17 protein-coding genes are annotated in these 21,049 nt (G+C 30.4%); 10 read left to right on the forward strand and 7 right to left on the reverse strand.

Annotated features, from left to right (window positions below):
• Positions 1-389: 389 nt before the first annotated feature.
• From L1S46_RS24320 to L1S46_RS24350, 7 genes are all read right to left on the reverse strand, one after another.
• Positions 390-743, reverse strand: coding sequence for a DUF1667 domain-containing protein (locus tag L1S46_RS24320; protein WP_012060662.1), 354 nt, complete (start codon positions 741-743; stop codon positions 390-392).
• A gap of 1 nt (position 744) precedes the next feature.
• Positions 745-1,998 carry an FAD-dependent oxidoreductase gene (locus L1S46_RS24325; protein WP_238901212.1) on the reverse strand — a complete coding sequence of 418 codons (1,254 nt, stop codon included), beginning with the start codon at positions 1,996-1,998 and terminating at the stop codon, positions 745-747.
• A gap of 17 nt (positions 1,999-2,015) precedes the next feature.
• Positions 2,016-3,443 carry an NAD(P)/FAD-dependent oxidoreductase gene (locus L1S46_RS24330; RefSeq protein ID WP_012060664.1) on the reverse strand — a complete coding sequence of 476 codons (1,428 nt, stop codon included), beginning with the start codon at positions 3,441-3,443 and terminating at the stop codon, positions 2,016-2,018.
• A gap of 331 nt (positions 3,444-3,774) precedes the next feature.
• Positions 3,775-5,274 (reverse strand): glycerol kinase GlpK, encoded by a 1,500-nt coding sequence (gene glpK, locus L1S46_RS24335; RefSeq protein WP_012060665.1) that lies wholly within the window; start codon positions 5,272-5,274, stop codon positions 3,775-3,777.
• 292 nt (positions 5,275-5,566) lie between these two features.
• Entirely contained in the window at positions 5,567-6,124 is a 558-nt protein-coding gene (locus L1S46_RS24340) for a glycerol-3-phosphate responsive antiterminator (RefSeq protein WP_012060666.1), read from the reverse strand.
• A gap of 85 nt (positions 6,125-6,209) precedes the next feature.
• Entirely contained in the window at positions 6,210-6,923 is a 714-nt protein-coding gene (locus tag L1S46_RS24345) for an MIP/aquaporin family protein (RefSeq protein WP_012060667.1), read from the reverse strand.
• Positions 6,924-7,570: 647 nt separating this feature from the next.
• A complete protein-coding gene (locus tag L1S46_RS24350; protein WP_238901213.1) occupies positions 7,571-9,226 on the reverse strand; it encodes a nucleoside kinase in 1,656 nt (551 codons plus the stop codon).
• Positions 9,227-9,578: 352 nt separating this feature from the next.
• Between L1S46_RS24350 and L1S46_RS24355 the strand changes: the two genes are divergently transcribed.
• From L1S46_RS24355 to L1S46_RS24400, 10 genes are all read left to right on the forward strand, one after another.
• Positions 9,579-10,277: a DUF421 domain-containing protein gene (locus L1S46_RS24355; protein ID WP_012060669.1), complete on the forward strand. Its 699-nt coding sequence runs from the start codon at positions 9,579-9,581 to the stop codon at positions 10,275-10,277.
• Entirely contained in the window at positions 10,274-10,654 is a 381-nt protein-coding gene (locus L1S46_RS24360) for a DUF4363 family protein (RefSeq protein ID WP_017211156.1), read from the forward strand. The genes L1S46_RS24355 and L1S46_RS24360 overlap by 4 nt, the downstream gene beginning before the upstream one ends.
• Positions 10,655-10,997: 343 nt before the next feature.
• Positions 10,998-12,221 (forward strand): argininosuccinate synthase, encoded by a 1,224-nt coding sequence (locus L1S46_RS24365; RefSeq protein ID WP_012060671.1) that lies wholly within the window; start codon positions 10,998-11,000, stop codon positions 12,219-12,221.
• Positions 12,221-13,606: an argininosuccinate lyase gene (gene argH / locus L1S46_RS24370; RefSeq protein ID WP_238901214.1), complete on the forward strand. Its 1,386-nt coding sequence runs from the start codon at positions 12,221-12,223 to the stop codon at positions 13,604-13,606. The genes L1S46_RS24365 and argH overlap by 1 nt, the downstream gene beginning before the upstream one ends.
• A gap of 325 nt (positions 13,607-13,931) precedes the next feature.
• Positions 13,932-14,966 carry an N-acetyl-gamma-glutamyl-phosphate reductase gene (argC, locus tag L1S46_RS24375; protein ID WP_238901215.1) on the forward strand — a complete coding sequence of 345 codons (1,035 nt, stop codon included), beginning with the start codon at positions 13,932-13,934 and terminating at the stop codon, positions 14,964-14,966.
• Between the two features lie 97 nt (positions 14,967-15,063).
• Positions 15,064-16,287, forward strand: a complete 1,224-nt coding sequence (gene argJ / locus L1S46_RS24380; RefSeq protein WP_238901216.1) for a bifunctional ornithine acetyltransferase/N-acetylglutamate synthase — start codon at positions 15,064-15,066, stop codon at positions 16,285-16,287.
• Between the two features lie 96 nt (positions 16,288-16,383).
• Positions 16,384-17,241 carry an acetylglutamate kinase gene (argB, locus tag L1S46_RS24385; RefSeq protein WP_012060675.1) on the forward strand — a complete coding sequence of 286 codons (858 nt, stop codon included), beginning with the start codon at positions 16,384-16,386 and terminating at the stop codon, positions 17,239-17,241.
• Between the two features lie 114 nt (positions 17,242-17,355).
• The gene (locus L1S46_RS24390) at positions 17,356-18,537 is read left to right on the forward strand and encodes an aspartate aminotransferase family protein (RefSeq protein ID WP_238901217.1); all 1,182 of its coding nucleotides are present in this window, start codon (positions 17,356-17,358) and stop codon (positions 18,535-18,537) included.
• A 95-nt stretch (positions 18,538-18,632) separates the two neighbouring features.
• Complete coding sequence (gene argF / locus L1S46_RS24395; protein ID WP_012060677.1) at positions 18,633-19,553, forward strand: ornithine carbamoyltransferase; 921 nt, start codon at positions 18,633-18,635, stop codon at positions 19,551-19,553.
• A gap of 348 nt (positions 19,554-19,901) precedes the next feature.
• Complete coding sequence (locus tag L1S46_RS24400) at positions 19,902-20,996, forward strand: GIY-YIG nuclease family protein (RefSeq protein WP_238901218.1); 1,095 nt, start codon at positions 19,902-19,904, stop codon at positions 20,994-20,996.
• The last annotated feature ends 53 nt before the right edge of the window (positions 20,997-21,049 follow it).

Raw genomic sequence — 21,049 nt, forward strand, 5'->3', positions numbered from 1 at the left:
GCCTGTGCTCCCTTCATTTGATAATTTATTATATCATTCTAATGAAGTTTACACAGACTATTTTACACTCTCAAGAAGCGTTATATAGTAGTCCTTCTTTCTGACTATAAATAGAGTAAACTACAATACCTAAACTCTTTGTAATTACAACAGCTCTTCATTCTTTAAGAATACTCAGTAAAGACAATTCATCTTTATGAATATGATTGCTGTCATATTCATGAATATTGATGCATAAATTAAACTTTTTAATTTTAGTATTATATATTTATTTAAATCGTTACCTGACAACCAAGTGCATTTTCCTAAAACTCATATTTGATTAAAAAGTGAAAGACGTCATCAATACCTTTATATTGATAACGTCTTTCACTAAGTTATTATAAATCTTACTTTCTTTGCACATTTCTTGTCGCAACTATATCAACGCCAGTTCCAAGAACATCTTTTATTACAACATCTCCTATTTTAACAGGAGCCTTTATTGTTATTTTATTTATTTCTTCCATGCATTTGAAATTAAGTCCTTTAGGAATTGGATTATTTGTTTTAACAGGTACTACTGGTAATTCTCCATTTTCCACTTTAACAGTTGAAGTTATTACTCTTACTGGGTTTGTAACTTCATTTATTCCATACTCAATACCTCTATTACAGCCATTACCTTGTACACTTTTATTTTCAGCATCTACTTTTAAATGACATCCCTTAGGGCAACATATACAAATTAATTCTTTTTCCATTTTATTCACCATCCTCTAATGATATTGTTATATCACCTTTAACTTTCTCTAATAGCACCTTACTTAAAACTACCTTTTCCATTTCTGATGGTGCTAAGTGAGCTCTTTTAAATTTAGCTATAACTTCATCATTGCATCTTACAACTAATGCCTTATTATGATATATGTTATTTACTCTCATAAATACAGTTAATTTATCATCAACAGCTTCTGCATTAACTTTTTGTGGCACTGTATAATTTATATTTGCACCATTTATTATGTTTACATATTTGTCTTTCTTAAGTTCACCCTTAATGTACTTAGCAGCAGAAAAACCTGCGTGTTTTGACTCTTGAGTTACAAAGTCAACTAAGTCATGAACATGAACTACATTACCACATGCAAATATTCCTTCTACTGAAGTTTCCATACTCTCATTAACAATTAAACCGTTAGTTCTTCTATCAGGTTCAAGTCCGGCGTTAAATGATATTTCATTTTCTGGAATTAATCCAACTGATAGTAGTAGTGTATCTACATCAAATTCTTTCTCAGTTCCTTTAATAGGTCTCTTATTTTCATCAACTTCTGCTATTACAACTTTTTCAAGTCTCTTATCTCCTACAATATCTACAACTGTGTGTGATAAATATAGAGGAATATCATAATCATTTAAACATTGTACTATATTTCTGTTTAATCCATTTGAATATGGACACAATTCAACTACAGCTTTAACTTTAGCGCCTTCAAGAGTCATTCTTCTAGCCATTATAAGTCCAATATCTCCTGATCCTAAAATAAGGACTTCTTTACCAGGCATATATCCTTCTACATTTATATATCTTTGCGCTGCACCTGCATTAAATACACCCGCTGGTCTATCACCAGGAATATTTATAGCACCTCTAGTTCTTTCTCTGCAACCCATTGCAAGAATTATAGCTTTGGCCTTAAGTTCCATATAGCCTTCTTCTGTATTTATTGCATAAACAGTTTTATCTCTTCCGATTTCTAATACCATAGTGTCTAGTTTAACTTCAACATTAGTATCTTGAATCATTTCAATAAATCTTCCTGCATATTCTGGCCCTGTAAGCTCTTCCTTAAAAGTATGAAGCCCAAAACCATTATGAATGCATTGATTTAATATACCACCTAATTCTTTATCTCTTTCTAAAATTAATATTTTTTTAATTCCACTATTATATGCTTCATATGCTGCTGCAAGACCAGCTGGTCCTCCACCTACTACTATTAATTCATAACTCATAATAACACCTCATCCTTCTATTTTGTCTTACCTAATAATATATATGAACCTGATTTTTCTTGAACTACATCTTCAAGTGGGACATTACATTCTCTTGCTATTATTTCCTGAACTCTTGGTCCGCAGAATCCACCTTGACATCTTCCCATTCCTGGTCTACATCTTCTTTTAATACTATCTAAGGATGGTATCCCTATACTTCTCTTTATTGCATCTACAATCTCACCTTCTGTTATGCTTTCACATCTACAAACCATTCTTCCATATTGCGGATTTTTCTTTATTAATTCAGCTTTTTCTTTAGCTGATAATTCCATAAAATGAATTTGTTCTCTTTTTGCCTTAAAGTCTGATTTTTTATCTAACTTACATCCTGATTCTTTCAATATTTCTACAACATCAAGAGCTATAGCTGGTGCTGAAGAAAGACCAGGTGATTTCATTCCGGCAACATCTATGAAACCTTTGACTTCATCATTTTCTTCTACTATAAAATCACCTGTATCTGGATTAGCACGAAGACCTGCAAAGCTCCTTATTATTTCTCTAAAATTAACTTTATTAGTTGTACGCATTGAAGCGTCTCTTACTTCATTTAATCCTTCTGCTAGTGTTCCAACATCGTCTTTATCTTCTATATCTCTGGCATCAGGTCCAACTAATAAATTTCCATGAACAGTTGGAGTAACTAAAACTCCTTTTCCAAGTTTTGATGGACATTGGAATATTGTATGGCTGACTACATTTCCTTGAGTTTTATCCATTACAAAGTATTCCCCGCTTCTTGGTACTATCTTAAAGCTTTCTTTGCAAACTAAATTATGAATTTTATCTGCATAAAGTCCAGCTGCATTTATTACAAATTTTGATTCTATTATTTCTCCATCTTTAGTTGTAATTTTAAATGTATCATTTTTTTCTATTGCAACAACTTCTTTTTCTAGCTTAATTTCTCCTCCATTAGCCACTGCATTTTCTGCTAGTGCAATTGTATATTCAAACGGACCTACTATACCACCAGTTGGTGCATATAAAGCTCCAAAAATTTCTTGATTAAGGTTTGGTTCCTTTTCTAGAACCTGTTCTTTACTTAAAATTTGTAAATCTTTTACGCCTATTTTTGTCCCATTTTCATAAAGAGCTTGTACTGTTTTCATATCTTCATCGTTAAAAGCTATTATCAGAGATCCGTTTCTCTTAAAAGGTACACTTAACTCTTTGCAAAGATCTTCAAACATCTCATTTCCAGCTACATTATATTTTGCCATTAAAGTACCTTCTTTAGGATCATATCCAGCATGAACTATTGCTGAATTTGCTTTGCTTGTTCCCATCGATACATCTTTTTCTTTTTCTAAAACAACTACTTTTAAATTATACTTAGTTAGTTCCCTAAAAATAGAATTTCCAATAACCCCTGATCCAATTATTGCTACATCATACATATTACATCCTCCTTATTAATAGCGCATAAAAAAAGTCAAGCTAAAAACAAGGTGTAATCCACCAACGTTTTCATGCTTGACTCTATATTCTCTCAGCATTTATTTTAAATTATATATACATTATATCATGTAAATGTATACTTGTCTACTACTTATCCTAAATTCTTAATTTTATTTACTATCCAAAATCTACAACACTACTTTATTTTAAAATATTACTTTAAACTATGTACCCTAGATGGTATAAACATTTAGGGTACATTATAATTCTTAAAATTTGTGATTAGGTTAAGCTAATTTGAAATATATAAATACTTATTAAAGTATCATTCTATTCCTCTTCCCAGCCTTCTGCTCTCTTAACGGCTTTTTTCCATCCTTTATATAATTTTTCCTTCTTCTCTTCTGCTAAGTTTGGAGAATAAGACTGACTTACAGCCCACTTTTCAGCTATTTCTTCTTTTGATTTCCAGAAACCTACAGCAAGTCCTGCTAAATATGCTGCACCAAGAGCTGTTGTTTCAGTTATAATAGGTCTTACAACCTCTGCCCCTGTTATATCAGCTTGGAATTGCATTAATAAATTATTTCTACTTGCTCCACCATCAACTTTAAGTCTTGTTAATTTACATCCTGCATCCTCTTGCATTGCATCTATAAGATCCTTAGATTGATATGCAATAGATTCAAGAGCAGCTCTTATTATATGATTTCTATTAGCACCTCTTGTAAGTCCGAAGATAGCGCCTCTTGCATACATATCCCAATATGGAGCTCCAAGTCCTGTAAATGCTGGAACAACATATACACCACCATTGTCTTCTACTTTCTGTGCAAAATACTCTGTATCTGCTGCATCAGTAACTAACTTAAGTTCATCTCTAATCCATTGAATAACGGCACCACCGACAAATACTGAACCTTCTAATGCATATTGTACTTTTCCATCTATACCAACTGCAATAGTACTTACTAATCCATTTTTACTATGAATCATTTTTTCTCCTGTATTCATAAGTAAGAAGCATCCTGTTCCATAAGTATTTTTAACACTACCTTCTTCAAAACAAGTTTGTCCAAATAGAGCGCATTGTTGATCCCCTGCCATACCTGCTATTGGAACTCTAACGCCTCCTGTTCCTCCAAGATTTGTGTATCCATAAACTTCTGATGAATTTTTAACTTCTGGTAACATTGATTTTGGAATGTTAAGCTTTTCTAGGATTCTTTCATCCCATCTTAATTCCTTTATATTATAAAGCATTGTTCTAGAAGCATTAGTATAATCTGTTACATGAACCTTACCATTTGTAAGTTTCCACACTAACCAAGTATCTACTGTACCAAATAATAATTCACCTTTTTCTGCTCTTTCTCTAGCACCTTCTACATTGTCTAAAATCCATTTTATTTTAGTTGCTGAAAAATATGCATCCAAAAGTAATCCTGTATTTTCTTTTACATATTCACTAAATTCTTTGTCTAGTTTAAGTTCTTCTATTATACCTGCTGTTCTTCTACATTGCCATACTATCGCATTGTATACTGGTTCTCCAGTATTTTTATCCCAAACTATTGTTGTTTCTCTTTGGTTAGTAATTCCTATGGCAGCTACTTCTTCTTGAGTTATATTAGTTTTTGCAATAACTTCTTGTAATACTCCATATTGGCTTGCCCATATTTCTAAAGGATTATGTTCAACCCATCCTTGGTTTGGGTAAATTTGAGTAAATTCTTTTTGACTTACTCCTAATATATTTTGTTCTTTATCAAAGATTATCGCTCTTGAACTTGTAGTTCCTTGATCTAATGCTAATATATATTTTTTCATACAAAACACCCTGCTTTCTAATATTTATATATTCTAATATTTACCTAGAAAAGGTTAAATTTATTATTTATATTTTAGGAAATGAATTTAACAAATGGTTGACCTTAAAAAATTGAGTTAATGTTCTAGACGTAATTTTAGCGACAATTAAAGCCACATAAAACATCCATTTATACAGAAGCAATAATATTTATTTTTACTGCCTCGTACAAATTTTAAATTTACTCAGTCCATTAAGTGTTTCCCAAGTAATTTCAGTTTTATGTGGCTTTATTCTCTAATTCTCTTCAGCCTACATATTCCAAATTTCTTTTTTAGTTGTAGATACGCATGTTGCTCCTGAATTTAATGCCTGCATTACCTCTTCCTTAGTTTCAATTAGTCCTCCAGCAACAACTGGCTTACTAGAATATTTTGAAATAATTTCAATTACTTTTGGAATTATTCCTGGAAGTACCTCTATTGCATCGCATTCAGAAATCATATGATTTTTTACATTGTTTAGAGAAAGTGTATCAAATATAAAAACTCTTTGAACTCCTAGTAAATTATACTTCTTTGCTAGTTTTACAACTTGTGGCTTTGTACTTATTATTCCACTAAATTTAGTTTCTTCTTTAATATACTTTACAACAATTTCCTTATTCGTAAATCCTTCAACCAAATCTATATGGATTATTCCTATTTTATTTCTAGATGTTATAATTTCACTTATCTCTTTAATATTCATTACATCTCCAAATAAAACAAATATAACTTGAGCTTCTGAATCTAACGCCTGATTTAATTGTTCTTCATTTTTTACTGCTGCTATAATTGGATTTTCTTCTAATAACTCTTTTATATTCATTGGCCCTCCCATGTAATTGTTTTCTTTTTTATTCTTAGTATTACATAGTTGTTTGTCTCTGTCAATTCTAACTATTAATTAACTTTTATAATATTCCATGTAACATTACATAAAATAATGCAGCTAAAGTTCCTCCTACAATTGGGGCAACAACAGGAATCCATGCATATCCCCAATTAGAATCTCCCTTATCAGGTATAGGTAATACTGCATGTGCGATTCTTGGCATTAAATCTCTTGCTGGATTAATTGCATATCCTGTTGGGCCTCCTAAACTTACACCAATAGCCAAAATTAAAAATGCTACAAACAATGTTCCCATTCCATTTGATAGATTTTGATCTCCCATTCCTAAAATTGCATAAACTAGTACAAATGTTCCTACAAGCTCAGTTATAAAATTAATTGAAGTATTCTTTACTTGAGGGCCTGTACAAAATACACCAAGTTTGCTTCCTTTATCTTCAGTAGCTTTAAATTGATCATTATAAACAATAAATACCAAAACTGCTCCTAAAAATGCACCAATACATTGTCCAGCTAAATAAATCGGAACTTGAGCCCACGATACTTTACCTATTACTGCTAACGCAATTGTTAATGCTGGATTAAAATGAGCCCCACTATAACTTCCAAAAATTAATGCTGGAATTCCTACCGCAAAAGCCCATCCTATTGCGATTACTATTAATCCTGCTCCTGATCCACCTGATTTTTTTAATACGACATTGGCTACAACACCATCACCTAATAGAATAAGTAATAAAGTACCTACTAACTCTGCGAAAAAAATTGTCATAACATTATCTCCCTTCTACTTCACAATACTTGTTTGTTTTTTAACATTTTAGAACGGTTAATATTACTAGAAAACAACACATTACATAATATTCATAATTTATTTTAGTATGACTAATTTAAAAGTTTTAAATCAATGTACATCCAGTAATTTTGGCCATAAGTATAGCCACATAAAACTCCTTACATTTTAAACAATCATATATTTCTAACTGTTTAAAACATAAGTTTCAAATTTACTTGGTAATCATAAGATTTCCTAAGTAAACTTAGTTTTATGTGGCTTTATTCTCTATTTCTCTATAGCCTACATTTCTAAAATTTTTTCAGAACTGCAATGTAATTGTTTTCTTGTTAGATTTAGTATCACATATTTACTTTATAGTGTCAAGCTTAGTTAATAATATAACAATTAAAATCAATACATATTATTTGCTCACTCATTCTTAATTACTTGACTGCCAATGCATCTTGTTTCATACCTAATTATTGTTTCTTATTTTCTTCTTTTAATCCTTATTTTTACAATCAAACATTGTTAATATTTTATCTATTATAAATTTATCTTAAGAACACAAGAACTATAGATAAATGTTCAAATTTATCTATAGTTCTATATAATAATATTAGTGAAATAACATACTTAATTTAATATTCATAAAAAGCTGATCCTCCGATAAATTCTCTTAACAGAGAATTCTTTGGCACTTCATCAACATTAATCTCTTTGAAAAAGTTCAAAAACGATTTTAATCTTATAGCTTCTGAATAAACTGAACTTTCTTCCGTTATTTCATCTAGCTCTTTTAATGCATATGGCTTTAAAACGCCGAGTTCATAAACCAATGTAGAATTAAATGCTACATCCGCACCTTCTTGATAAACAAATATATTATTTTTTTCTCCTTTCTTTATAGATTTCCACATTTTTAAAGTTTCTTCCGCCTTATATCCTCTTGATAATGAATCTCTAACTATTCTTCTCACCTTTCGTACATCTGTTGTAGAAATTCTATTATGATTATCTATATTTAGCTGTGTCAATGCTGATATATATATTTTAAATACATTCCTATTTAAATTGCTTGAAATTAAATTTGGATTTAAACCATGTATCCCCTCAAGTATCAAAACTCCATTTTTAGGTAATTTAACTTTATAGTCATTCCATTCTTTTTTCCCAGTTTTAAAATTATAACTAGGAAGATCCACTTCTTCTCCGCTCATTAATCTTTCTAAATTATCATTCAACAAACTCAAGTCCAATGCATCAATAGATTCATAGTTATAATCTCCATTCTCATCTTTTGGCGTTTCTTCTCTATTTACAAAATAGTTATCCAAGGACAATGGTATAGGTATTAATCCATTCACTCTCAATTGTATACTTAACCTATTCGCAAAAGTAGTTTTTCCTGAGGATGATGGGCCAGCGATAAGTATAATTTTCACATCTTTTCTATCTAAAACATCATCAGCTATATTAGCTATTTTCTTTTCATGAAGCCCCTCCGAAACCATAATTATATTTTTTAGTTCATTATTAAGCACTTTTTCATTTAGAGTCCCGACATCTTCGATTCCTAAAATGTTTAGCCATCTTTGAGTCTCTATGAAAATTTTTGTTAAGCTCTTTTCTTCTCTAAATTCAGCTAATTCACTTAGATTAGTCTCTTCTGGTCTCTGTAAAATGAATCCTGATTCATACTTAAATACATCAAATTTATTTATGATGCCTGTTGAATATCCCATAGGACCATAAAAATAATCATACCTTCCTTCAAGCTCATAAAGATGAACATGCTTTATATCACAATACTTTAAAAGCTTAACTTTATCGTCCATCTTATATCCTTCAAAAATCTTAATGGCTTCTTCTTTTGACGTTCTCATACTCTTAATTGGTACATTTCTATCTATTATTTCTTGCATCTTGACCTTTATCTTATCAATTTCACCTTTACTTAATTGATTTTCCTTATGAACTTCTCCATATACTGCCTTACTTATAGCATGGTCTATTGTTATCTTCGATTCTAGAAATAAATCCAATGCTACCTTTATAAATATAAACTGTAAAGTTCTTGTGAATATTTTCATTCCAAGTTCTGTGTCAAAGCCTATTAATTCTACTTCTCCATCATCCTCTATCACTTCAGTTAATTCACAATACCTTCCATTTAATTTGCATATAGCTATATCTTTAACCCTATCTTTGTAATTACCCATAATTAATTCATAAAAAGTCAGTCCTTTTTTAGCTTTAATTTTCTTATCTTTAAATTCAATCCCTCTACACTCCATACTATTCAAACCTTCCTTTATATAATTTGATTATCCCTTTAGATTTTAATTTCACAATTTGAAAATTAAGCTCTCCGTCTCTGTAAAGTCTCTTATTCTAATTGTATTCAAATATTTGGGTACCATAATAATCATTTCAAATATATTATATACACTATTTCCAAAAAAGATAAACTTTTTTGTTAAGTCTATAAAATAAAATACCAATTATAAACTTACCATGAAATGTTCTTATTTAGCATGGTTGCTTTTTTCTATGGCGAAATGTTCTTAGTTGCAGCATAGCTGCTTTTTTCTATGGTGCGTATATTAATTTTATTTTTGCAAATATTATTTTTGAGGTGATTTTTTAATGTTTGTAGTATCAATCAGAACTGCTATTTTATATTTATTGGTTGTATTAACTATGAGGCTAATGGGAAAAAGGCAAATAGGAGAACTTCAGCCTTATGAATTTGTAATAACTATTATGATTTCAGACTTAGCATCATTGCCAATGCAAGACACAAGGCTCCCATTATTATTAGGTATTATACCAATTATAACATTGCTATTTTTAAAAACACTTTTAACACAAATAGGATTAAAATTTCAATATACCCGAAAGCTCGTGGATGGAGAGCCCTGCATATTAGTCCATAAAGGAAAAATTAATTACTCAACGCTAAAAAAGCAACAATTAAATATAGATGAGCTACTAGAAGAGTTAAGACTTGCCAATTATTTTAATCTTGATGAAATTCAATATGCAATTTTAGAGAATGATGGTCAAATATCTATATTACCAACAGATTATAATTCTTCTAATGCATCAAATTCAGGAAATACTGCTCAAAATACTGAAGCAAAATTGCCCAAAGTATTAATTTCCGATGGTGAAGTAAATAAAAACTCACTAACTTCCATGAATAAAGATGAAGAATGGATATCTAATCTACTTAAAAAGCACAATATTAAATCAATAAAGCATGTCCTTATTGCTTTATATGATACAGAAGGCAAATTTAAATATCAACTTTTTGATAAATACGAAAAGGAGGATGCGCAATGAGAAATGCTATAATATCAATACTTTTGTTTCTCCTAACTATGTCATGCGTATATTTTTTAAATAAGTCTGTCATTAGCTTATGCGATAATATTGAAATGCAAACTGAAGATATCGAACTTAATATCGCAAGTGACAAAATGGAGGATGCCTATTATCAGTCTCTTGAATTATTAAATACTATTCAAGATAATAATGTTTTAACATCTCTTTATCTTAGCCATCAAGAATTTGATAATTTGCTAAATGAAGCTTTAAGGTTATCTACATATCTTGTTCATAAAGATTCAACTGAAGCGCATACATCTCTACATTTAGTAAAGCATAATACTGATCATCTAAAGAAGTTACAAGCTCCAAATTTCGAGAATATTTTCTAATAGAACATTGACATGCAAACTTTTATTATATATACAAAAATTTCGCATATATAAACATTCACTTTATTCGCACAATTATGCACCACAATAATCCATGCATAAAAACTAGTGCTATTTGCATAAATTATTGTTTTTTCTGCATAAACATTATTTTTTAATGCATATTTTTAATATTTTTATGAATATTTTTTCATTTTATACTTGATTATTCTTTTGCAAAACTGTATAATTATAAACATCAATTAGGTATTATAAATCAGATTAATTTATTGATTATATTTAAGAAAATAGCATTGCATGTATGCTTATGCATTTTATATGATTATTTAGGAGGGCTTTTAAAATGATAAAATATAACAAAGTAGTTTTAGCTTATTCAGGAGGACTAGATACATCGATTATTATCCCATGGCTTAAAGAAAATTACGGGTGTGAAGTAATTGCTGTATGCGGAAATGTAGGACAAAAGGACGAGCTTGATGGATTAGAAGAAAAAGCAATAAAAACAGGAGCATCAAAATTATATATTGAAGATTTAACTCAAGAGTTCGTTGATGATTATATCTTCCCTACTATTCAAGCTGGTGCTATATATGAAGGTAAATATCTTCTTGGGACCTCATTTGCTAGACCAATAATCGGAAAAAGGTTAGTTGAAATTGCTAAAGCAGAGGGCGCAGATGCAATTTGTCACGGATGCACAGGTAAAGGAAATGACCAAGTAAGATTTGAAATGGCAGTTAAAGCATTTGCTCCAGAAATGCCAATAATTGCTCCATGGAGAATTTGGGATATTAAATCAAGAGAAGATGAAATAGATTATGCAGAGGCTAAAAATGTTCCATTAAAAATCAACCGTGAAACAAATTACAGTAAAGATAAAAACATCTGGCATTTAAGCCATGAAGGTTTAGATTTAGAATTTCCTGAAAATGAACCACAATATGATAAAATTTTAGAACTTTGCAAAACTTTAGAGGCAGCTCCAAATGAGGCAACTTATATAACATTATCGTTTGAAAATGGAATTGCCATTGCTTTAAATGGTAAAAAAATGAACAGCGTTGAATTACTAGATGAATTAAATAAAATCGGTGGAGAAAATGCTATTGGTATAACTGATATGGTAGAAAACAGACTTGTTGGTATGAAATCAAGAGGTGTCTACGAAACTCCAGGCGGAACTATTCTTTATAAAGCACATAAAGATCTAGAAGAACTTTGCTTAGATAAGGAAACAGCTCATTATAAAGAGCAAATTGCTTTAAAATTTGCTGATTTAGTATATAACGGTCAATGGTTCACTCCTCTTAGAGAAGCATTAACTGAATTCGTTAATAAAACTCAAGAAACAGTTACAGGAGAAATTAAATTAAAATTATACAAAGGAAATATTGTCAATGCCGGCATGACTAGCCCATACTCACTATATAGCGAAGAATATGCAACTTTTGGAGAAGATGGAGTATACGATCAAAAGGATTCTGCTGGATTCATTAATCTATACGGTCTTCCAACAGTTGTAAAAGCTAAAATGCAAGAAAAAATTAAGAAAGAGGAAATGTAATGAAGCTTTGGGGCGGACGATTCAAAAAAGGCACTGACAAATTAGTTAATGATTTTAATTCTTCTATAAATGTTGATAGCAGAATGTATAAAGAAGATATTGAAGGCAGTCTAGCTCATGCTTCCATGCTTGGAAATCAAAATATAATTTCTAAGGAAGCTAGTGATAGAATTACTTCTGGTCTTCTAGAAATATTAAAAAGAATGGATAATGGAGTTATAGAAATTGATGAAACTTCTGAAGACATTCATAGTTTTGTTGAAGGTACTTTGACATATTACATTGGTGAATATGGAAAAATGCTTCATACTGGAAGAAGCAGAAATGACCAAGTAACTTTAGATTTAAGATTATATTTAAAGAAAGCTATAACATCATTAAAACAAGATATAATAGCTTTGGAAGAAGTTCTTTTAGAAAAAGCTAATGAAAACATAGGTACAATAATGCCTGGATATACTCATATGCAAAAGGCTCAGCCAATTACATTTGCTCATCATCTTTTAGCTTATGCTGAAATGTTTAAAAGAGATCTAGGAAGACTTTCTGATTGCTATAAACGTGTTGATGAGATGCCACTTGGATCTGGAGCACTAGCAACATCCACATACCCTATTGATAGAGAAGCTGTTGCTCGTGATCTTGGTTTTTCAAAGGTTACACTAAATAGTTTAGATTCTGTCTCTGATAGAGATTATGCTATCGAAACACTTTCTTGCCTTTCAATGATAATGATGCATTTATCAAGATTTTCAGAGGAAATAATTCTTTGGTGTACTAATGAATTTAGCTTTATCGAACTTGATGATGGTTATAGCACTGGAAGCAGTATTATGCCTCAAAAGAAAAATCCTGATGTTGCAGAATTAGTTAGAGGTAAGACTGGTAGGGTTTATGGCGATCTTATGACTTTACTTACTGTTATGAAAGGAATTCCTCTCGCTTATAATAAAGATATGCAGGAAGATAAAGAAGCTCTATTTGATGGATTAGATACAGTTATTCTTTCACTTAAAACTTTCTGTGGAATGATTAAAACAATGAAAGTTAAGAAAGAAAATATGAGAAAAGGTGCTGGTCTTGGATTTACTAATGCTACAGACGTAGCTGATTATTTGGTAAAAAAAGGTATGCCATTTAGAAATGCTCATGAAGTAGTCGGAGAAATAGTCCTTCAATGTATTAAAGATAACAAAATGATTGAAGAATTAACTATGGAAGAGTTTAATAGCTTTTCTCCTTCATTTGAAGAAGATATTTACCACGCTATAGATTTACTTACTTGCGTAGAAGAGCGTAAAGTTATAGGTGGTCCTTCTACAGAATCAGTAAAAATTCAAATTGAAGCATTAAAAAATTTTATATCAGAAAATAAGGAAGTCTAATAAGATTAGTAATTATAAAGAAAAAATTTAATATTTTTTCCTTATAATAATAGCAGCCGTAACATTCTCAGATAACGGCTGCTAAGTCTTAGACTAAGTACTCCTTAAGTGTACATTATAATATTCCTTGAGGTATATGTTTAACTAAGATTCAGATGGAAATCCTCCTCTGAATCAAGTTCTACTTCATAAAAACTTTCAATTGTCTATGAAATTTCTAACACGAAATTTTATAGACAATTGAAATACTATAGCTAAGAATTAATATACAGAAAATAAATAATATTATTTTGCAATAATCAAATAACAAGGGGGCTATTTAAAATTGGTTAAAATCGGAATAATTGGTGCCACAGGATATGTAGGCGCTGAACTCTTAAGATTATTATTATCTCACCCAAAGGTTGAAGTTGCAGCTTTAAGTTCAGTTTCTTTTGAGGGGCAAGAGATTAGCAATATATATAAAAATTTTTTAAGCAAAACAAATCTAATTTGTGAGTCTGCACATGATGTTGTTGAAAAGTGTGATGTAATCTTCACCGCCCTACCTCATGGATTAAGTGAAGATATTGCTAAAAAAGCGCTAGACAACAAGAAGGTCTGTATTGATATGGGTGCTGATTTTAGATTATCTAGCGAAAAAGAATATGAAAAGTGGTATGGAAAGAAATTCACACAACCTGAAATACATACAGAAAGTGTTTATGGCCTTCCAGAATTAAATAGAGATAAGATCAAAGAATGTTCTTTAATTGCTAATCCTGGTTGTTATCCAACAACTATAGAATTAGGACTAATGCCGTTACTTAAAAATTCATTAATAAAATTAGATAATATTATTTGTGATTCTAAATCTGGAACTACAGGCGCTGGAAGAGGATTAACTTTAAATACTCACTTTCCAGAAGAAAATGAAACTTTTGCTCCATATAAAGTAGGTGCTCATAGACATACACCTGAAATCGAGGAAACATTATCTTCTATGGCAGAAGATAATGTAAATGTAACATTCACTCCTCACCTACTCCCAATCAATAGAGGAATAGTTTCAACAATTTACTGCATTCCAAGAGATAAAGTAAATCTTGAAGAAATTCATAAACTATATACAGAATTTTATAAAGCTGAACCTTTCGTAAATGTACTTCCACTTGGTGATACAGCTTCAATAAAAAACGTACGATTAACAAACGATTGCCATATATCTCTACATTTAAATCATAGAGAAGATCAAATTATTATTGTTAGTACTATAGATAACATGATTAAAGGTGCTGCCGGACAAGCAATTCAAAACATGAATATAATTTTAGGTTTTAATGAAGCAGAAGGTTTAAATCTAATTGCACCAGCTTTTTAATTCATATCATTTTTAAATACTAAAAACTTTAACATATTTAATTATTAATTATGCATTGTGCATCGAGCACTGTGCATTGACTAAGGGGGTTATAAATTTGGATATAAAATATATAGATGGCGGAGTTACAGCTCCTAACGGTTTCTTAGCTTCTGGGGTACACTGTGGATTAAAGCAAGGAAGCTTAAAAAAAGATTTAGCTTTGATTTATTCAGAAGTTCCTGCTGCTGCAGCAGGAATGTATACTAAAAATAAAGTTAAAGGGGCTCCTATTTACGTTACAAAAGAGCATTTATCAAACAAAAGAGCACAAGCAATAATAATAAATAGTGGCAATGCAAATACTTGTAATGGTGATGATGGTTTAATTAAGGCAAAAAAAATGACTTCATTGCAAGCTAATAAACTAAACTTAAAAGCAGAAGATGTTTTAGTTGCATCTACGGGAGTAATTGGGGTTCCTTTAAATATAGATGCTATTAAAGACGGTATTCCAATGCTTACTGAAAAGTTATCAAAGGAAGGTTCTAATGATGCATCTTTAGCTATAATGACAACAGATACTTTTCAAAAGCAACTAGCTGTAGAATTTTATATAGGTGATAAGAAAATTACTATGGGGTCGATGGCAAAAGGTTCAGGTATGATTGAACCAAACATGGGAACAATGCTTTCCTTCATTACAACTGATCTTTCTATTACTCCAGAATTGCTACATGAAGCACTACAATCGAGTGTTGGAGTAACTTATAACAGAGTCAGCGTTGATGGAGATACAAGTACTAATGATATGGTATTAATTTTAGCTAATGGCTTAGCTGAAAATCCTACTATAACTGAAAAAGATGAAAGTTATAATACTTTCTTAAATGCCCTTACTGAGTTAAATACAATTATGGCTAAAAATATAGCTAAAGACGGTGAAGGTGCTACAAAACTATTAGAATGTCAAATAATCGGTGCAAAGAATGAAAAAGATGCAGTTGTTTTAGGTAAAAGTGTAATAAACTCTAGTTTAGTAAAGACTGCAATGTTTGGTAGCGATGCGAACTGGGGAAGAATTCTTTGTGCACTTGGATATGCAAATATTGATTTCGATCCCGAAAAAGTTGATGTTGCCTTTGAAAGTAAGGCTGGCTCAATAAAAGTTTGTGAATCTGGCAGTTCTTTACCCTTCGATGAAGATATTGCAAAAAAGGTTCTTAGCGAAAATGAAATAGTTATTAAAGTTAACTTATCCTTAGGTGATTATAGTGCTTATGTTTGGGGCTGTGACCTAAGTTACGAATATGTAAAAATAAATGGTGATTACAGAAGTTAATCTTAGATTATAAATATATTTTAAACTTATTCCAATGTACAGTTCTTAATATGTTAATTATGAACTGTACATTCTAAATTGACTGGGGGTATTAACTTGTTGAATCATACTGAAAGAGCTGAAGTCTTAGTTCATGCACTGCCTTATATACAACGTTACCGTGGAAAAATAATAGTTGTAAAATACGGTGGAAATGCAATGATAAGTAATGAACTTAGAGAAACAGTAATAAATGATATTATATTAATGAAATGTGTTGGAATTGAACCAATTGTAGTACATGGTGGCGGTCCTGATATTTCAGATTTATTAAATAGATTAAATCACAAAAGTGAATTTATTAACGGCTTAAGATATACTGATGATATTACCATTGAAGTAGTTCAAATGGTTTTAGGCGGAAAAGTAAATAAAAATTTAGTTTCTTTAATAGAGAAATTTGGAGGAAAGGCCATTGGCTTATGTGGAATGGATGGCTCTCTTTTAAAAGCTAAAAAAATAGAATCTGATAACGACTTAGGGTATGTAGGTGAGATAACTAAGGTTAATACAGAAATATTAAAAACTACCATAAGTTCAGGATATATACCTGTTGTTGGTAGCGTAGCCTTAGGAGAAGATGATAATAAGGCATATAATATAAATGCTGATACTTGCGCAGCAAAAATTGCATCAGCATTAAAAGCTGAAAGATTAATACTGCTTACTGACGTTCCAGGAGTTATGAAAGATCCAAAAGATATATCTACTCTAATTAGCACATTAAGATTACATCAAATACCCAAATTATGCCTTGAAGGGATAATAAAAGGTGGAATGATTCCTAAAATTGATTGTTGCGTTGAAGCAATTAGAATGGGTGTTGAAAAAGCAACTATCCTTGATGGACGTGTACCTCATTCTATTCTTTTAGAGTTATTCTCTAATGAGGGTATCGGAACAATGATTTATTAATCAAAATATTAAAATATTTTAGAAACTTCAAATAAATTTCTCTAATAATAGTTAATGATCTAAAGTTTATACTAGATATTATTAACTATTGAATAATTTAAAGGGGGCAATTTTATGTCATATGATTTTAACGAAGCAAAAGAACACGTTGTTAATAGCTATGGTCGTTTAGATCTTATACTCACTCACGGCGAAGGTGTTTATCTTTATGACCAAGATGAAAATAAATATTTAGATTTTACAAGTGGAATTGGTGTCAGCAGCTTAGGATATGGACATGAAAAATGGGTTAAAGCTACTAGTAATCAATTAAAAACACTTGCTCATACATCGAACATATTTCATACTGAACCAAGTTTAAAACTTGCTAAAGAATTAACTGAAAAAGCCAACATGAGTAAAGTCTTTTTTGCTAATTCTGGCGCTGAAGCTAATGAAGGATCAATTAAACTAGCTAGAAAATACAGTTACGACAAATATGGTGCTGGAAGAAGTAAAATTCTTACTCTAATTCAATCATTTCACGGTAGAACAATAACAACCCTAAAAGCAACTGGTCAAGAGAAATTTCATAAGTACTTCTACCCTTTTACAGAAGGTTTTGATTATGTAAAAGCAAATGATATAGAAGACTTTAAAGCTAAGCTTACAGATGATGTTTGTGCCATAATGCTCGAAGCAATACAAGGTGAAGGTGGTGTTATCCCTCTTGATACAAAATTCGTTCAAGAAGTAGTAAAAGCGTGTAATGAGAAAGATGTTCTTGTAATATTTGACGAAGTTCAATGTGGTATAGGTAGAACAGGTAAAATGTTTGGGTATAATAATTTCAATGTAGAGGCTGATATAGTCTCTGTAGCAAAAGGCCTTGGTGCAGGACTTCCTATAGGCGGAATACTTTGTTCCTCTAAAGTTGCAGATGTATTCAAGCCTGGTGATCATGGCTCAACTTTCGGAGCAAATCCTGTTGTATGTTCTGGTGCTTTAGTTGTTCTTGAAGAGATTTGTAATGAACAATACTTTGAGAAAATATATAAAAGAGGATTATTTGTAAGAGAGATAATAGATGAAGCTAAAAATCCTCAAATTGTAGATGTACGTGGTATGGGATTAATGATCGGAATAAAGGTAAAATGTGATCCCGCTCTAGTCCAAAAAGAGGCTATAAAAAAAGGATTATTAGTACTTACAGCCGGTAAAGATGTTGTTAGACTTCTCCCACCACTTACTATAACTGAGAAAGAATTAAAAGTTGGTATAGACATTATTCTTGAAATTTTATCTAGCCTTAAGTAAATTTTACTTTGGTATGAATATAATCTTTATCGTATCTTTTGGATTTTCTCCCTAACTGCTCATTTTTCACTTTCTTATTGTTTGGAGGCATATATATGAAAAAAGACTTACTAAAAATGGATGATCTTTCTAAAGAGGAAATTCTGGATATTTTAAATTTAGCAGATCAGTTAAAATACGAACAAAAACATGGCATAGAACATCATCATCTTAAAGGTAAAAGTTTAGGAATGATTTTTGAAAAATCATCTACTAGGACCAGAGTTTCCTTTGAAGCCGGCATGTATCAATTAGGTGGAAATTCACTTTTTTTGACTGATAGAGACATGCAAATTGGTCGTGGTGAGCCAATTGAAGACACTGCTAGAGTTCTTTCTAGATTTATACAAGGCATAATGATTAGAACTTTCTCACAAGATGAGGTTGAAAAATTAGCTAAATATGCATCAATTCCGGTTATAAATGGATTAACAGATGAAGAACATCCTTGTCAGGTACTAGCTGATTTAATGACGATAAGGGAAAATAAAAATATATTAGAAGGTCTAAAAGTTGCTTTTATTGGCGATGGTAACAACATGGCCAATTCTCTAATGATTGGCTGCCTAAAAGTCGGCATGAATTTTGCAGTTGCATCTCCTGAGAATTATACTGCATCTAAGAAATACCTTAATAGAGCTAAAGAGATCGCAGAAAAAGAAGGCGTTACTTTTACAATTACTACATCTCCACTTGAAGCTGCTAAAGATGCTGATGTTATAATTACTGATGTTTGGGCTAGTATGGGCAGAGAAGGTGAGGCTAATGAGAGGATTAAAGCCTTTGAAGGATTCCAAGTTAATAAAGAATTAATGACTATTGCTGATAAAAATGCTATGGTGCTTCATTGTCTTCCTGCTCATAGAGGAGAAGAAATTTCAGCTGAAATTTTAGAAGAACATGCTGATTCAATTTTTGATGAATCTGAAAATAGATTACATGCCCAAAAAGCTGTCCTTGTTAAATTAATGAAATAATAAAATTATAGTTAATAGAAAAATGATATACTTGTTTACTTCGATTGCTAAAAAAAATTGCAAAGAATTTCTATCATTTCAAGATAAAAAATTTTTCAACTCACATACGTTCAAACAGTAAAAGTTTTTTATCTTGAAATAATGAAACTCTAATATTTTTTTTCTGATGCACTCTGCGCAAACAAGTATATCATTTTTTTATATTTACACATAATTTAAATATTTATTTTATAAATTATTATTAATTTTACAGGCGTGATGATAAAATATAATTATATGAATAATTGATTTTTAATTTAACTAATGATAATTTACTCAACATATATTTTTAGAGGAGATAATATGGATATGGATTTAAAAGAAAAAGTAAAAAAACTCCCTTCTTCACCTGGTGTATATCTTATGAAGGATTCACTGAATAACGTTATTTATGTTGGTAAGTCAAAGAACTTAAAAAGTAGAGTTGGATCATATTTTATAAATTCTAAATCTCATTCTCCTAAAATTCTTAAGTTAGTTCAAAATCTCAAGGATTTTGAGTATAAAATTACTGATACTGAATTTGAGGCCTTTTTGCTTGAATGTGAATTAATAAAGAAAATTAAGCCTGCTTATAATAGGCTAATGAAAAATCCTAAGTCATATTCTTACATAAAAATAGTTCTTAACGAAAAATATCCGAATATTGAAATATCTCATGAATCAAATGAAACGGATGGAAACATTTATTTTGGTCCATATTCAAGAAAAAACATTGCTGAAAAAGGACTTTATGGTATTAAAGAATACTGCAAAATACAATGCAGTATTAATCAGCGAAAAACTTCATCCTGTTTTAACTACTCTCTAGGATTATGTATTGGAATGTGTTTAGATACTACACCACGAGAAGAGTATCTTAATATATTAAATAAAATAATAAATCTTCTTAATGGTAATGATAAAATCATTCTCCAGGAAATGGAACATATAATGAATAGCGCTTCTGAAAAATTTGATTTTGAAACTGCCGCTAAATATAGGGATTACATAAGCTCAGTAAATTATTTGCTAGAGAAAATTAAAATTATCGAATTTACTAAAAAGAATAGAAATATTGCTTTGCTTGAATATTTAGATAATGACAGAGTTAAATTTTTTCTTATTAGAGGAAATAAGATACTATTTAGTGAAAAATATATTTTAAAAAACTTTGATTTAGAAGCATTCAAAGGTATTCTTAAAGATAATATTTTATTTTACTTTAACAATGGAGATGTTCCAATAGAAATTGGAAAAGAAGAAATCGATGAATCTCAAATAATTTACACATATTTAAAAAATAAATCTAATAGCTGCAAACATATTATAATTCCAGAGGAATGGTTAAGCGTTCCAAATAATTATATAAATATACATAATATCCTTAATAAATTGTTACCTAGTATAAAAAATGATACCTAATAATAAAATTGTGCCTACTTGTTCGTAATTGTACAAGTAGGTATAATTATTAT

Source organism: Clostridium sp. YIM B02500 (assembly GCF_022324665.1).
Taxonomy (GTDB): domain Bacteria; phylum Bacillota; class Clostridia; order Clostridiales; family Clostridiaceae; genus Clostridium; species Clostridium beijerinckii.

Coding starts and splice junctions, on each gene's coding strand:
- L1S46_RS24350 (WP_238901213.1), bottom strand. CDS start 9,226: ATGGAGTGTAGAGGGATTGAATTTAAAGATAAGAAAATTAAAGCTAAA.
- L1S46_RS24355 (WP_012060669.1), top strand. CDS start 9,579: ATGTTTGTAGTATCAATCAGAACTGCTATTTTATATTTATTGGTTGTA.
- L1S46_RS24330 (WP_012060664.1), bottom strand. CDS start 3,443: ATGTATGATGTAGCAATAATTGGATCAGGGGTTATTGGAAATTCTATT.
- L1S46_RS24360 (WP_017211156.1), top strand. CDS start 10,274: ATGAGAAATGCTATAATATCAATACTTTTGTTTCTCCTAACTATGTCA.
- argF (WP_012060677.1), top strand. CDS start 18,633: ATGAAAAAAGACTTACTAAAAATGGATGATCTTTCTAAAGAGGAAATT.
- L1S46_RS24325 (WP_238901212.1), bottom strand. CDS start 1,998: ATGAGTTATGAATTAATAGTAGTAGGTGGAGGACCAGCTGGTCTTGCA.
- L1S46_RS24400 (WP_238901218.1), top strand. CDS start 19,902: ATGGATTTAAAAGAAAAAGTAAAAAAACTCCCTTCTTCACCTGGTGTA.
- L1S46_RS24340 (WP_012060666.1), bottom strand. CDS start 6,124: ATGAATATAAAAGAGTTATTAGAAGAAAATCCAATTATAGCAGCAGTA.
- L1S46_RS24345 (WP_012060667.1), bottom strand. CDS start 6,923: ATGACAATTTTTTTCGCAGAGTTAGTAGGTACTTTATTACTTATTCTA.
- L1S46_RS24365 (WP_012060671.1), top strand. CDS start 10,998: ATGATAAAATATAACAAAGTAGTTTTAGCTTATTCAGGAGGACTAGAT.
- argH (WP_238901214.1), top strand. CDS start 12,221: ATGAAGCTTTGGGGCGGACGATTCAAAAAAGGCACTGACAAATTAGTT.
- L1S46_RS24390 (WP_238901217.1), top strand. CDS start 17,356: ATGTCATATGATTTTAACGAAGCAAAAGAACACGTTGTTAATAGCTAT.
- glpK (WP_012060665.1), bottom strand. CDS start 5,274: ATGAAAAAATATATATTAGCATTAGATCAAGGAACTACAAGTTCAAGA.
- L1S46_RS24320 (WP_012060662.1), bottom strand. CDS start 743: ATGGAAAAAGAATTAATTTGTATATGTTGCCCTAAGGGATGTCATTTA.